Here is a 13,453-nt window from a genome sequence, read left to right as displayed (position 1 = left end):
TCCGCATGATGGGAGGACTTTAGGCATGCAGAAGATTGCGAGTGAGGATGGCGAGCGCCATGAGCTGAAACGGGTGATGGGACCCGGCCTTCTGCTTCTCTTCATCGTCGGCGACATTCTCGGTACAGGCATTTATGCCTTGACCGGGCAGGTCGCGGCAGAAGTCGGCGGCGTCGTCTGGCTGCCGTTTCTCGTCGCCTTCGTCGTGGCGCTTCTGACTGCCTGTAGCTATCTCGAACTCGTCACCAAATATCCTCAGGCCGCCGGTGCCGCCCTTTACACACACAAGGCCTTCGGCATCCACTTCATCACATTCCTCGTCGCCTTTGCCGTCATGTCCTCGGGCATCACGTCGGCCTCGACGGCATCACGGGCATTTGCCGCAAATTTCTCGACCTCGCTCGGCCTGGAAGCGGGCGACTGGGGCGTTATGGCGATCGCGCTGGGCTTCATCGCGCTTGTCGGCGCCGTCAATTTCCGCGGCGTTGGCGAGAGCGTCAAGATGAATGTGGTACTGACCGTCGTAGAACTGACCGGCCTCCTGATCATCATCGGCATCGGCATGTGGGCGATCTGGGGTGGACAGGGCGACGTCTCGCGCGCCTGGACCTTCTCGACGCCGGAAGGCTCCGGCACATTCTGGCCGGTCGTCGCGGCAACCACGCTCGCCTTCTTCGCGATGGTCGGCTTCGAGGATTCGGTCAACATGGCCGAGGAATGCAAGCAGCCGAGCAAGATCTTTCCGAAAGTTCTTCTCGGCGGCCTCCTAATCACCGGCGTGATCTACATCCTCGTCGCCATTTCAGCGATCACTCTTGTCCCTGCGGCCGAACTTGGTGAAGGCGAAACACCGCTGCTGAAGGTCATCGAGGCCGGTGCGCCGGGCTTCCCGATCGGCATCTTCGCCGTGATCACCATGTTTGCAGTGGCCAACTCGGCGCTGATCAACATGATGATGGCGAGCCGCCTGATATACGGCATGAGCCGCCAGGGCGTGCTGCCCGACGTTCTCGGCAAGGTTCATGCGCAACGCCGCACCCCTTACGTGGCGATCGTCTTCACCTCGCTTCTGGCGGTCGCACTGATCGTATTTGCCGGCGGCGTCAAGGAACTGGGCGGCACCACGGCATTGCTGCTGCTCTGCGTCTTCGCCATCGTCAACATCGCCGTGCTGGTGCTGCGCAAGGACAAGGTCGAGCACAAGCATTTCCGCACGCCGACGATCCTGCCGGTGCTCGGCGCGATTTGCTGCCTTTTCCTGACCGGTCCGTGGACCGGCCGCGATCCCATCCAGTACGTGATCGCCGGTGCGCTGCTCGTGCTCGGAACGATCCTGTGGTTCGCCACGGTCACCTTCATGAAGACCGCGAAGCAGGCAGGCTAAGCGGTTTATTTCGAGCGAATGGAGAGACGGCCGTCGGCTGCGATATGCGGTGCGACGGCCGAATAGTCGACCATACGATACTCGCCGCCTTCGACGGGATGCGTGTGGGTGACCGTGATGACCATCACATCGGACCCCGCCGCCTCGCCCGCCTTGATGCCGGCCGGGACATCCTCGAACACCAGAACGTCTTCCGGCTTGAAACCGAGGCGCTCGGCGCCAAGACGATATCCCTGCGGGTCCGGCTTGCCCTGGGTAACGTCACCGGCGGAGACGATGTTGAGCGGGATCGGAATGCCTGCCGCCTTCAGACGTGCCTTGGCAAGCGGGAGCGGCGAGGAGGTAACGATCGTCCAGCGATCGGCAGGCAGAGCGGAGAGGAATTCGGTGGCGCCACCAAGCGGTGACACGCCCTCGACATCGTCGATTTCCGCCTGCATCACTTTCTCGGCCTCGGCGACCGGATCGACGCCCGGCAGGTTGAGGTCGGTGATCGTGTCTATGCCGCGGCGACCATGCATGACCGGCAGGAACTTTTCGACATCCAGCCCCTTCTCTTCCGCCCAGCGGCTCCAGACGCGTTCGGCGGCGAGAATGGACGTCAGGATCGTGCCATCCATGTCGAACAGGAAAGCGTCATAGGTCCGGGTCGGCAGTACGGCGTTTGCTGAGTTTTCGGAAGACAAGGGAAATCCTTCAGGGCGGGTTGGCGGTCAATGCGCGGCCCATGACTATCCCGCAGATGCGAAAGTCGCAAACCGTCGGGTGATTTTTTCTCTGTCCGCGATAGATTTGTCGCGGGATCTCAATGAGGAGGAGCTTTTGACGTTTCCATCGGTACGACATTTGGACCTTGAGGGCCGCGGCGTTCTCGTCACCGGCGGCGGCTCGGGCATTGGTGCGGCACTCGTTGAAGGCTTCGCCCGGCAAGGCGCCAGGGTCGCCTTCATCGACATTGCCGAAAAGCCGAGCCGGGCGCTTGTCCAGAATCTGGCGACGACAGGCAGCCACGCGCCGCATTTCATCCGCGCGGACCTTGCCGATGTCACGCAGGCGCAGGCAGCGGTGCGCGACGCGGTATCGGTGCTCGGCTCGCTGTCCGTCCTTGTCAACAACGCCGCCTGGGACGACCGGCATGAACTGGAGGACGTCACCGAGGCCTATTGGGACCAGACCCAGGCGATCAATCTGAAACAGATGTTCTTCGTCTCGCAGGCAGCCGTACCGCATTTGCGCAGGGCGGGCGGCGGGGCGATCGTCAATTTCTCGTCGATCTCGTATCTGCTCAATATGGGGGAGTATCCGAGCTACACTGCGGCAAAGGCCGGGATTATCGGATTGACCAAGGGACTGGCCGGAAAACTCGGGCCGGAGGGCATTCGCGTCAACGCGCTTTTGCCGGGCATGATCGTCACCGAAAGGCAGAAGCGGCTGTGGCTGACGGAAGACGGCATGGCAGCGATGCTTGCACGCCAGTGCCTGAAGCTGCCGCTCGATGAAACCGATCTGGTCGGTCCCTGCCTGTTTCTGGCTTCCGATGCGTCGGCCGGAATGACGGCGCAGACGATGATCGTCGATGGCGGCGCACTCTAGATAAAGGAATACCGCGCGGGCGGAGAGAGATGCCCGCGCGGCCTGTCGCGCTACTCTGCCGGGGTGAGAGCGGGCGCAACCTCGTGATCATGATCGTGGTCATGGCGGGCGAGAGGGCGGTTACCCGACATTGCTCTTGCCAGCATGTAGAAGACCGGGGTCATGAAGATGCCGAACAGCGTCACGCCGATCATGCCGGAGAAGACGGCGACACCCATGGCGGCGCGCATTTCCGCACCCGCACCTGTGGAGATCACCAGCGGCACGACGCCCATGATGAAAGCCATCGACGTCATCAGGATCGGACGCAGGCGCAGGCGGCTTGCCTCGACCGCAGCCTCGAACGGTTTCTTGCCTTCGAGCTCCAGTTCGCGGGCGAATTCAACGATCAGGATCGCGTTCTTCGCCGACAAGCCCACCAACACCACCAACCCGATCTGGGTGAAGATGTTGTTGTCGCCTCCCGTCAACCACACGCCGACCAGCGCCGCCAGCACGCCCATCGGCACGATCATGATGATCGCGATCGGCAGTGTCAGGCTTTCATACTGGGCGGCCAGCACCAGATAGACGAGCAGCAGCGCCAGCGGGAAGACGATGAGGCTCGAATTGCCGGCAAGGATCTGCTGATAGGTCAGGTCCGTCCATTCGAATTCGATGCCGGAAGGCAGCGTTTCGGCGAGGATCTTGGTGATCGCAGCCTCGGCCTGCCCCGACGAATACCCCGGTGCCGGAGCGCCGTTTATATCCGACGACAGGAAGCCGTTGTAACGCGTCGTGCGTTCCGGACCGGCCGAAGGATCGACCCGCAGGAGTGCCGAGAGCGGGATCATCTCACCCGACTGCGAGCGAACCTTCAGCGCACCGATATCCTCGGCCTTGGCGCGATACTGCGCATCGGCCTGGACGCGGACGCTGTAGGTGCGGCCGAAGGCGTTGAAGTCGTTCACATAGAGCGAACCGAGATAGATCTGCAGCGTTTCGAAGACGTCCGTGACCGAGACCCCGAGCTGTTCGGCGCGGGCGCGATCGAGGTCGGCATAGAGCTGCGGCACGTTGATCTGGAAGCTGGAGAAGACGCCCGTCAGTTCCGGAGCCACGGCAGCCTTGGCCATGACGGCCTTGGTTGCCTCGTCGAGGGCTTCGTAGCCGTAGCCGGCGCGATCCTCGATCTGCAGCTTGAAGCCGCCCGTCGTGCCGAGACCGTTGACCGGCGGCGGCGGGAACATGGCGATGAAGGCTTCCTGGATACCGGCATACTTCTCGTTCAGTGCCATGGCGATGGCTCCGCCCGACAGTTCCGGCGACTTTCGGTTTTCGAAATCGTCCAGCACGGCGAAGACGATGCCGGAGTTGGAGCCGATGGTGAAACCGTTGATCGACAGGCCCGGGAAGGCAATCGCATGCTCGACGCCAGGCTGTTCCATGGCGATGTCGGACATCCGCTTGATCACGTCTTCCGTCCTGTCGAGCGAAGCGCCGTCGGGAAGCTGGGCAAAGCCGATCAGGTACTGCTTGTCCTGCGCCGGCACGAAGCCGCCGGGGACGGCCGAGAACATGCCGTAGGTGGCAGCCACCAGCGCCATATAGACGACCATGACGAAGCTCTTGCGCGACAGCAGGCCGCCCACCGAGCGGCCATAGCCGTTCGCCGCAGCACCGAACATGCGGTTGAAGCCACGGAAGAACCAGCCGAACGCCTTGTCCATGCCACGTGTCAGCCAATCCTTCGGCGCATGGTGATCCTTCAGGAGAAGGGCTGCAAGCGCCGGGGACAGGGTGAGCGAGTTGATGGCCGAGATGACGGTCGAAATGGCGATCGTCAACGCGAACTGGCGGTAGAACTGGCCGGACAGGCCGGTGATGAAGGCGAGCGGTACGAAGACGGCGACCAGAACCAGCGCAATCGCGATGATAGGGCCGGAGACTTCGCTCATCGCCTTGTATGTCGCCGCACGGGGACTGAGGCCGTTTTCGATGTTACGCTCGACGTTTTCGACGACGACGATCGCGTCATCGACGACGATACCGATCGCCAGCACGAGGCCGAACAGCGTCAGCGCGTTGATCGAGAAGCCGAAGGCATACATGACCGCGAACGTGCCGATGACGGAGACCGGAACCGCGATCAGCGGAATGATCGAGGCGCGCCATGTCTGCAGGAAGATGATGACGACCAGCACGACCAGCGCCACGGCTTCGAGCAGCGTATCGATGACCTTTTCGATCGACGAGCGAACGAATTCGGTCGTATCGTAGACGATCTCGTACTTCACGCCTTCAGGCATTGCCTTCTGCAGCTCGTCCATGGTGGAACGAACCTGATCGGCGATCTCGATCGCATTGGAGCCCGGTGCCTGCAGCACCGGAATGGCGACGGCAGGTTCACCATCGAGCAGCGAGCGCAGCGTGTAGTCGGCAGCGCCGAGTTCGATGCGGGCGACGTCGCGCAGACGGGTGATCTCGCCGTCGGCGCCCGTCTTGACGATGATGTTGCCGAACTCCTCCGGCGTCGTCAGGCGGCCCTGCGCATTGACGTTGAGCTGCATGTCGACGCCCTTAAGCGACGGCGATGCGCCGATGATGCCGGCCGCGGCCTGGACGTTCTGGCCGCGGATCGCTTCGGTGATGTCGCTGGCTGCAAGAGACAGTGCTGCTGCCTTCTGCGGGTCGATCCAGACGCGCATCGAATAGTCGCCGGCGCCGAAAATCTGCACCTGTCCGACGCCTTCGATACGGGCCAGACGGTCCTTGATGTTGAGCGTCGCATAGTTGCGCAGATAGGTCAGGTCATAGCGGTCGTTGGCCGAGACCAGGTTGACCACCATGATGAAGTCCGGCGAGCTCTTGACCGTCGTGACGCCAAGCGAGCGCACTTCCGCCGGCAGGCGGGGTTCCGCCTGACTGACGCGGTTCTGCACCAGCTGCTGCGCCTTGTCGGGGTCGGTGCCGAGCTTGAAGGTGACCGTCAGCGTCATGACGCCGTCGGAGGTCGCCTGGCTGGACATGTAGAGCATGTCCTCGACGCCGTTGATCTGCTCTTCGAGCGGTGTCGCCACGGTTTCGGCGATCACCCTCGGGTTTGCGCCTGGATAGGTCGCCTTGACGACGACCGACGGCGGAACGACGTTGGGATATTCTGAGATCGGCAGTGCGCGCATGCCCAGAAGGCCGGCGACCACGATCAGCACGGACAGGACGCCGGCAAATACCGGTCTGTCGATAAAGAAGCGGGAAATGTTCATATCTTGGCCCTCTCTCCTGGGCGATGGTTCAGGGCGCAAGGGCCCTTGCGCCCGCAGCGTCTGCCGCGGGCGATGGTTTGGTTCATGTCTGATGTTCGAGAATGCGGTGGGCCGGCGAACCGGCCCGTCAATTAATTCGCGGCGACCTTTGCCTCGTCCTGCGGTTCAACGGTTGCGCCGGGGCGCACGCGCTGCATACCGCTGACGATGATCCGGTCTCCGGCGCTCAGGCCCTTTTCGACGATACGCATGCCGTCGATTGCTTCGCCGAGTTCGACCGGGCGATAGGCGACGGTATTCTTGCCATCGACGACGAGAACGAATTTCTTGTCCTGGTCGTTGCTGATGGCACGTTCGCTAACGACGACGCGATCCATCGGCTCAGGCTCGCCCATGCGGACGCGAACGAACTGGCCTGGGATCAGCCTGCCGCCCGGATTGCCGAAAACGGCCCTTACCCGGATCGTGCCGGTGCCGGCATTCACCTGGTTGTCGATCAGCTGAAGGTGGCCCTTCACTGGCTCGGCGCCCGGCGCAAGCGTTGCGATTTCCACCGGAACCTGATCGATCGCCGGCTGGCCGTCGACCAGCGGCAGTTCGGCAAGCGTGCGCGTCACAAGTTCTTCACCGGCATCGAAGCTTGCGTAGATCGGGTCGGAGGAAACCAGCGTGGTCAGCGGCGCGGAAGACGAGCCGCCGGCAACGAGATTGCCGACCGTCACCTCGATCCGACCCGCGCGACCGGCGATCGGTGCGCGGATTTCGGTGTAGCCGAGGTTGAGCTCGGCTACCCTGAGCGCTGCCTTGGCTGACTGGAGGTTCGCCTGGGCATCGCGCTGGGTGGACTGACGCTGAGCGAGATCGCTCTGCGAAATGGTGTTGCGGGCGACAAGATTGTTGCCGCGCTCGAGTTCGGTTTGAGCAAAGGCAAGCCTTGCTTCCGCCGATGCGACCTGGCCTTCGGCTTGCGCCATCGCCGCCATGTAGGGCTCAGGATCGATGGTCACGAGAAGATCGCCGGCCTTGACCAGCCCGCCTTCCCGGAAGTGTACCGACTGCACGGCGCCGGCCACACGCGGCCGGACATCGACGCGGTCGACGGCTTCAAGCCTGCCGGAAAAATCCTGCCAGGTGCCGATGCGGCGCGGCGCAATGGTCGCGACCGTCACCGGGATTGCAGGCGCTGCGGCCTCCGCAGGCTGCGCCGCGTTGGCGCCCTGCGGCAGGTCGAGATAAAAGGCCGCGCCTGCAACAAGCACAGAAGTAGCCAAGCCGGCGCCCCAAAGGGCCCAGCGGGTTGTTTTCGCTGTCATTGTGAACTCCTTCAGCCCAGGGGGAGGCTGTTATCTATCTATCTTCTTGAATGATGGCCTCAGCTCGTCACCTGACGAACGAAGGCGGAAAACTCGGTGCAGAGGCTGGCAAGCCAGGCCCCGCCAACGCCATGATACAGGCCCGTCCAGCCGCTTCCGGCGGGAAGGATACGTTTGGTTACATCGACCCCTGCCCCGGACAGCTTGTCGGCGTAACTCAACGCCTCGTCGCGAAGGGGGTCGTCATCCGATGTCATGACCAGAGCCGGCGCGACACCCGAAAGCCGCGAACACAGACACGGTGCGGCGTACGGATGCTGCATCGAACATGCAGAGCCGAGATAATGGCTCCATCCGTCCGACCAGCGCTCGCGCATGCCGATCTCGTCCGCCTTGCGGATCGATGCCGATGTCATCATCGGATCGATCATCGGCGACAAAAGAACCTGGCCGGCAAGCCGGCCCGGCATCTGATCGCGCGCCTTGAGGGCGGCTCCGGCAGCAACATTGCCGCCCGCCTCGTCGCCGCAGATCAGCAGCGGCGACTTGCCCTTGCCATAGGCGTTCAGCTTGTGGCTGAGCCCATAGAGCGCGAGGAAAGCGCATTCCATCGCACGCGGAAAAACATTCTGCGAGACGCGACCGTAATCCGCCTCGACAACCACGGCACCAGCCTCTTCGAGAGCTTCCGCCACCGGAACCGGCTGCTCGTCACCAGTCGAAGACTGAAACGCGTCGCCTTTCAGATAAAGGACGACCGGCGGCGTGCCGCCGCTTACGTTGCCCTTGCGAACACGCACGGGAATCGAAGCCTTCCAAGGCCCATCGATCTCCAATGTTTCCCAGCGCAGTGCCATTATGATTGCTTCCGTTTCGGCCACAGGTCTTGCGGCGAATTCGTATTCAGATATTATTGTTCGGGATAAAAAGTGCAATATGCCGTCATCGGCAACACTTTTCCAAAATCATGGACAATCACACCGCAAGGAACCGGACATGGATCAGTTGTCGGCAATGCGCGTTTTCGTCAGGGTCGTGGAGACGGGCAATTTCACCCGAGCAGCGACCACGCTCAACATCCCGAAGACGACGGTCACCAACATGGTGCAGGCGCTCGAAGCGCATCTCCACACCACGCTTCTCAACCGCACCACGCGGCGCGTGATGGTGACGACAGACGGTGCGCTCTACTACGAACGTGCCATCCAGATCCTTGCCGAGATCGCCGAGCTGGACGGCAGCCTGTCCAACTCGCAGACAAGCCCGAGCGGGCGCGTGCGGCTGGAAATGGCCGGCGCGTTCGCCGACCTTCTGATCATTCCGCACCTGTGCGAATTCCACGAGCGCTATCCCGATATCAAGCTCGATATAGGCGTCGGCGACCGGCTGGTCGACTATATCGCGGAAAACGTGGACTGCGCGCTGCGCGGCGGCACGCCGACCGACCAGAACCTGATCGTCCGCAAGGTCGGCGAGATCGGCATGCAGGCCTACGCCTCGCCGCTCTATCTCGAAAAAGCAGGCCATCCCGCCCATCCGCTCGACCTCAACGACGGCCATCGCTGCGTCGGCTATCTGCAGGCCCCCTCCGGCCGTATCATGCCGATGAGCTTTTCACGGGACGGCGAGGATGAGATCGAGATCGATCCTAACTACATCGTATCGGTCAACGACGCCCGCTCCTATCTCGACGCGGCGATCGCGGGCGTCGGGGTGGCCCAGGTGCCGCTGTTCATGGCGAGCAAGCCTGTGCAGGAAGGCAAGCTCGTGCCCATCCTTTCCGAATGGGCCTGCGAATCATTCCCGCTCTACATCGTCTACCCGCAGACGCGCCATCTCAGCAACAAGGTGCGGGTGGTTGTCGACTGGCTTGCAAAACGGGTTCAGTCGCTGAAGGTCGAGGAAAACCGTCATATGCTGCGCGAGGCAAGCTGACGCCAACATGCCTCAACGCTGAGGCGACGAGCAGATGCGTCGCGCGCCACCGGCAAAAGGCTGGTAGCTGTTGTCGGAAACCCGATAGGAACGGTAGCGGGCAAAGCACCATTGCTCATGCGGACTGGCGGGCGAAGCCTCGGCTTCGATGGATGCACTCGCATTTTCGATGATCGGCATGTCAGTGCCATCACCAAAGAAGCCATCGGGCCGCGACAGATCCCCCTCACCGTCCATGCCGTTCGACGCCTGCACATCGTCCTCGAGCATTTCCGTCCAGGGTGAAAGGCATCGCCGACGCGGACCACCGCCATAGGGCTGATAGCCATCATCCTCGATGCTATAGGATCTGTAACGGGCGAAACACCAGTCCGCATGCTGCGGATCAATCGCAGGCGACGGCAAGGCGCCGCCATCCGGCGCCGCAGCTTCAGGCATCACCGAACCTGTCGGCGCCTGATCAGCGAGCGAGCGAGCGTCCATCTCGCCGGACGCTGCGCCTGACGGCTGCCCATTGCCTGCCGCTTCGGAAAAATCTCCGATTGCCGCGAGTGAAGCCGGAACCGCCGCCACTGTCGGCAGCGCGGAGAGACGTACATAGTCCTGCGTCGAGGGATCGACAGCGACCGGACGGGAGGTCCACAGGTCCGGCGTGTCGAGATTGGCGAACCGATGGGGCTCGGGATCGGCAATCACATAGGCAGCGATCGCCAGGCCGGCGAGAAACAGCGCCACGGCGGCAGACAGAGAGGAAAGGAGAACGAGAACCGATTTCAAGGCCGCACCGCATTGTCTGGATTTCGCAGACAAATGCACAAGCGCCACTTCAGGTTCCAAACCTGTGAGCCTTTATTCAAAGGCCTGTCATAATTGATGCTTAAGAGAAGATGGTGGGTGATGTAGGGCTCGAACCTACGACCCGCTGATTAAGAGTCAGCTGCTCTACCAACTGAGCTAATCACCCGTCCAACCCGTCCGGTTTTTGGCGTCACCGGCGGTGTGAGAGGCCGTATAAAGAGGTTCTTTTGGCTTGTCTAGCGGTCAGAATGATTTTCTTTGTGCAACTGCTCAAAAAAATCACGAGATCCATCTAAACCCCTTATTTTGCAGGGATTTCGCCTCACAGAAAGAATTTTCAGATTTCCAGCACGCCTTCCGCGACCTTCACGGCCTGGCCGCCGATGCGTGCCCTGGCGATCTCGCCACCCTTTGAATCGATGTGCAGGTGAATGAGGGATGGACGGTTCATCTCGAAACCCTGCTCCACGATGATGGGGTGGTGACCGTCCGGCAATGCGTCGAACTGCTGGATCGCACCGGCAAGTGCGGCCACCGCACCACCGGTTGCCGGATCTTCGGCAATTCCCATCTCGGGCGAAAACATCCGCGCATGGAATTTCGCCTGATGATGAACGCCACCGCGACAATAGACATAGGCCGAGGCCAGCGCACCATCGACGAAGGGCGCGACGCGCTCCCATAGGGTCGAGACGAATTCGAGGCTCTGCACGACAGCCAGGTTGCGGATCGGGATCAAGACGAACGGCACGGCCGCGCTCCAGATCGAAAGCGCGTGATTTTCAAACGCCATGTCCGTCGCCTTGACCGTCAGCGCGTCGGCAATGCCCTGACGATCGAGCGGTATGTCGATACGGGCCGGGCGGCGCGGTATTTCAAATTCGGCAAAGGTCGCCTCCTGCCGGCGCATGCGGATAGCGCAACGCACCGGCCCCACCTCCTCCTCCAGCGCCAGCATGAGATCGAGTTCCGTCACGCCCGGCTGGCGGTCACGCTCGCTCAGTGCAATCGCCGAGCCGACGGTCGGATGTCCGGCGAACGGCAGTTCCTTTGCCGGTGTGAAGATACGCAGCCTTGCGGCATGGCCATTGCCCTGTGCCGGCCAGAGAAAGGCGGTCTCCGAAAGGTTCATCTCGCGTGCGATGGCCTGCATGTCCGCATCCGTAAGCCCTTCGCAATCGAAGATCACCGCAAGCGGATTTCCGGCAAGTCTCCGGTCGGTGAACACATCATAAATGGCGTAGCGTCTCGCCATAATCTCCTCCCCATGCGAATGCCGGCACACTGCCCGAGCAAAGTTTTTCGCGCAAGGCGGGAACTTATTTTCCTGCGCTCGCGAAATACCAGTCGAGGATGGGCAGCATGGCGATGTTGTAACCGTGTGCCGCCGGATCGGCGGAACGGATCGCCACCGCGCCGGCAATTTCCTGATCCTCGGCCACCGGCATGTTCGCCTCGATGCGGGCGACCATGTCGGCAGCCGTCATGTCGAAGCGATAGACGCGCATCAGCGTGATGACTGAGCGGAAATGGCTGGCGTGATAACCGCTGACGGAGACGGCTTCATTGAGATCGAAGCCCGTCTCCTCCCGAACCTCGCGGCGCATGTTGGCATCAACATCGCAGACGCCGTCTACGACATCGATCGCCTCAAGCGAGCCGGAGGCGAAATAGACCTGCCCCGGATTGGCGGTGTGCTGTCCCATACGGATCGCCACCAGCGCGCCATCGGAACCGGCAAGGACCGGAAAGCCGAAAACATGCCGTCCCGGCGGCCGCTCGGCCTGCCGGCGCCACCACAGGAAAGCGGAAAAGGGCGTGAGATAGGCCTCGCTCGTCAAACACCCGTCGGCGATCGAAACGCGCTCGTGAAAGAGCATGCGGCCATCGTAAAGCGCCGGATTGGCCGCAATTTCCCGCTGCCAGTTTTCCGCAATGGCATCCTGATTGTCGGCGACGACAGGGTGGCCGCCATCACGTAGCCGTATGGTGACATGATCCAAGGGGAAGATCGTCTTTTCCGGAGGCCAGTCGTTGCGGTTGTCACGAATGCGAAACGTCATTGCAGATCGAACTCCACGACCACGGGGCAATGATCGGAGGCCTTCGGCCGGTCCCAGCCGATACGTGGAAACCGCTCGACCTCCTGCCCCGGCGGAAAGACGGTGCGGAACGGCTGGCCGTTGCGGATGATATCCGGCACGGCGGACGGATTGGCGGCACTGAGCGACGGCGACAGCCAGATATAGTCGAGCTGGCAGAGATGCTGCTCCTGCGGCCCTCTGGCGTGATAGAGCGTCCAGCGATCCATCACATCGCGGCGCTTCACGACGTTTTCGGCAAAGCCGTCATGGCTGAAGATGTCGAGTGCACTCGTCTCCTCGCGCACCGGCTCAAACGCGTAGCCGCTGCGGCGCGTCCCGATCACCTTTATCCGCTCCTGATAGTCGTTCATGTCGCCGCAGATGGCGAAATTCGCCCGCCGAGCGCCATCCACGCCCAGCTGCCGCTCGATGATCCGCCGGACGGCCTTCGCCTCGGCCGTGCGGATCGCCATCGTACCGAGCCTGCCATCGCGGTTGTCGCGCGCATTGCCCATGGACTTGAAGTGCGTGACATAAAGAAAGAACGGCTTAGCCCCGATCTTCAGTTCCAGCTCAAGGCAATCGCGCTTGAAGACCTTGTCGCCCGGCTTGTTGGTCAGCGCCAGCTCGTCGTTGAACAGATCCAGATCCTGATAGGTCAGCATCGCGTGGCTGCGCACCTCGACCACCTCGATCTTCTCGCCGCTCAGCGTCTCCTCGCGCATCAGCACCGCGACGTCGATACCGCGTCCGTCATTGCCTTCGACCAGGAACTTCTGGCGATAGCCGTTGCCCACCATGCGGTAGAGATAGCCATATTCGAAGGCCTGCAGCGCCGGCATGTTGTCGACTTCCTGCAGGCACAGGATGTCGGCATCCGCATCGGCAATCGCGAGTGCCGAAAGCTGGCGGGTATCATCGGTCTCGGCGATCAGGCGGGCCTGCTCGAGCTGTTCGTATTCCTCGCGGCTGCCGACCTCGAACAGGCGCAGCACCCGGTCCTGGCGCAACTGATTGCGCCAGCCGGTGAAATCGAAACGTGTCATGAGGTTTTCGATATTGAAGGTGCCGAGGCGCAGAGACATGCAAGCTTCCCAATTG

Annotated in this window: 11 protein-coding genes and 1 tRNA gene; 3 read left to right on the top strand and 9 right to left on the bottom strand. The window is 62.0% G+C overall.

All coding sequences use genetic code 11. The features are described from left to right. Positions 1-25 precede the first annotated feature (25 nt). Positions 26-1,384, top strand: a complete 1,359-nt coding sequence (locus AC0JZ4_RS14650) for an APC family permease (protein ID WP_471887092.1) — start codon at positions 26-28, stop codon at positions 1,382-1,384. Positions 1,385-1,389: 5 nt separating this feature from the next. On the opposite strand, the gene AC0JZ4_RS14645 is transcribed toward AC0JZ4_RS14650, so the two are convergent. After that, positions 1,390-2,004, bottom strand: a complete 615-nt coding sequence (locus AC0JZ4_RS14645) for an HAD-IA family hydrolase (protein ID WP_471887894.1) — start codon at positions 2,002-2,004, stop codon at positions 1,390-1,392. A 202-nt stretch (positions 2,005-2,206) separates the two neighbouring features. On the opposite strand from AC0JZ4_RS14645, the gene AC0JZ4_RS14640 reads away from it, so the two are divergent. Next, positions 2,207-2,977 carry an SDR family NAD(P)-dependent oxidoreductase gene (locus tag AC0JZ4_RS14640; RefSeq protein WP_471887091.1) on the top strand — a complete coding sequence of 257 codons (771 nt, stop codon included), beginning with the start codon at positions 2,207-2,209 and terminating at the stop codon, positions 2,975-2,977. Between the two features lie 50 nt (positions 2,978-3,027). On the opposite strand, the gene AC0JZ4_RS14635 is transcribed toward AC0JZ4_RS14640, so the two are convergent. The 3 genes from AC0JZ4_RS14635 to AC0JZ4_RS14625 all read right to left on the bottom strand — a co-directional run bounded on the left by AC0JZ4_RS14635 (position 3,028) and on the right by AC0JZ4_RS14625 (position 8,392). Beyond that, positions 3,028-6,222, bottom strand: a complete 3,195-nt coding sequence (locus tag AC0JZ4_RS14635; protein WP_471887090.1) for an efflux RND transporter permease subunit — start codon at positions 6,220-6,222, stop codon at positions 3,028-3,030. A gap of 131 nt (positions 6,223-6,353) precedes the next feature. Then, the gene (locus AC0JZ4_RS14630; protein ID WP_471887089.1) at positions 6,354-7,535 is read right to left on the bottom strand and encodes an efflux RND transporter periplasmic adaptor subunit; all 1,182 of its coding nucleotides are present in this window, start codon (positions 7,533-7,535) and stop codon (positions 6,354-6,356) included. A 59-nt stretch (positions 7,536-7,594) separates the two neighbouring features. Beyond that, the gene (locus AC0JZ4_RS14625; protein WP_471887088.1) at positions 7,595-8,392 is read right to left on the bottom strand and encodes an alpha/beta hydrolase fold domain-containing protein; all 798 of its coding nucleotides are present in this window, start codon (positions 8,390-8,392) and stop codon (positions 7,595-7,597) included. Positions 8,393-8,531: 139 nt separating this feature from the next. On the opposite strand from AC0JZ4_RS14625, the gene AC0JZ4_RS14620 reads away from it, so the two are divergent. Then, positions 8,532-9,470: a LysR family transcriptional regulator gene (locus tag AC0JZ4_RS14620; protein WP_471887087.1), complete on the top strand. Its 939-nt coding sequence runs from the start codon at positions 8,532-8,534 to the stop codon at positions 9,468-9,470. Positions 9,471-9,482: 12 nt separating this feature from the next. Here AC0JZ4_RS14620 and AC0JZ4_RS14615 read toward each other — a convergent pair whose 3' ends face one another. The 5 genes from AC0JZ4_RS14615 to AC0JZ4_RS14595 form a co-directional block, all read right to left on the bottom strand. Beyond that, positions 9,483-10,247 (bottom strand): BA14K family protein, encoded by a 765-nt coding sequence (locus tag AC0JZ4_RS14615; RefSeq protein WP_471887086.1) that lies wholly within the window; start codon positions 10,245-10,247, stop codon positions 9,483-9,485. 111 nt (positions 10,248-10,358) lie between these two features. After that, positions 10,359-10,434, bottom strand: a tRNA-Lys gene (locus AC0JZ4_RS14610). 171 nt (positions 10,435-10,605) lie between these two features. Beyond that, entirely contained in the window at positions 10,606-11,523 is a 918-nt protein-coding gene (locus AC0JZ4_RS14605) for a PhzF family phenazine biosynthesis protein (RefSeq protein WP_471887085.1), read from the bottom strand. Positions 11,524-11,587: 64 nt separating this feature from the next. Further along, entirely contained in the window at positions 11,588-12,331 is a 744-nt protein-coding gene (locus tag AC0JZ4_RS14600) for an NUDIX hydrolase (RefSeq protein ID WP_471887084.1), read from the bottom strand. Then, positions 12,328-13,437 carry an endonuclease/exonuclease/phosphatase family protein gene (locus tag AC0JZ4_RS14595; RefSeq protein ID WP_471887083.1) on the bottom strand — a complete coding sequence of 370 codons (1,110 nt, stop codon included), beginning with the start codon at positions 13,435-13,437 and terminating at the stop codon, positions 12,328-12,330. Before AC0JZ4_RS14595 ends, AC0JZ4_RS14600 begins: the two co-directional genes overlap by 4 nt. Positions 13,438-13,453 lie beyond the last annotated feature (16 nt).

The organism is [Rhizobium] kunmingense, from assembly GCF_977018605.1.
Note: the sequence above shows the minus strand (reverse complement) of the source record. Positions and strands in the feature narration are given on the sequence as shown.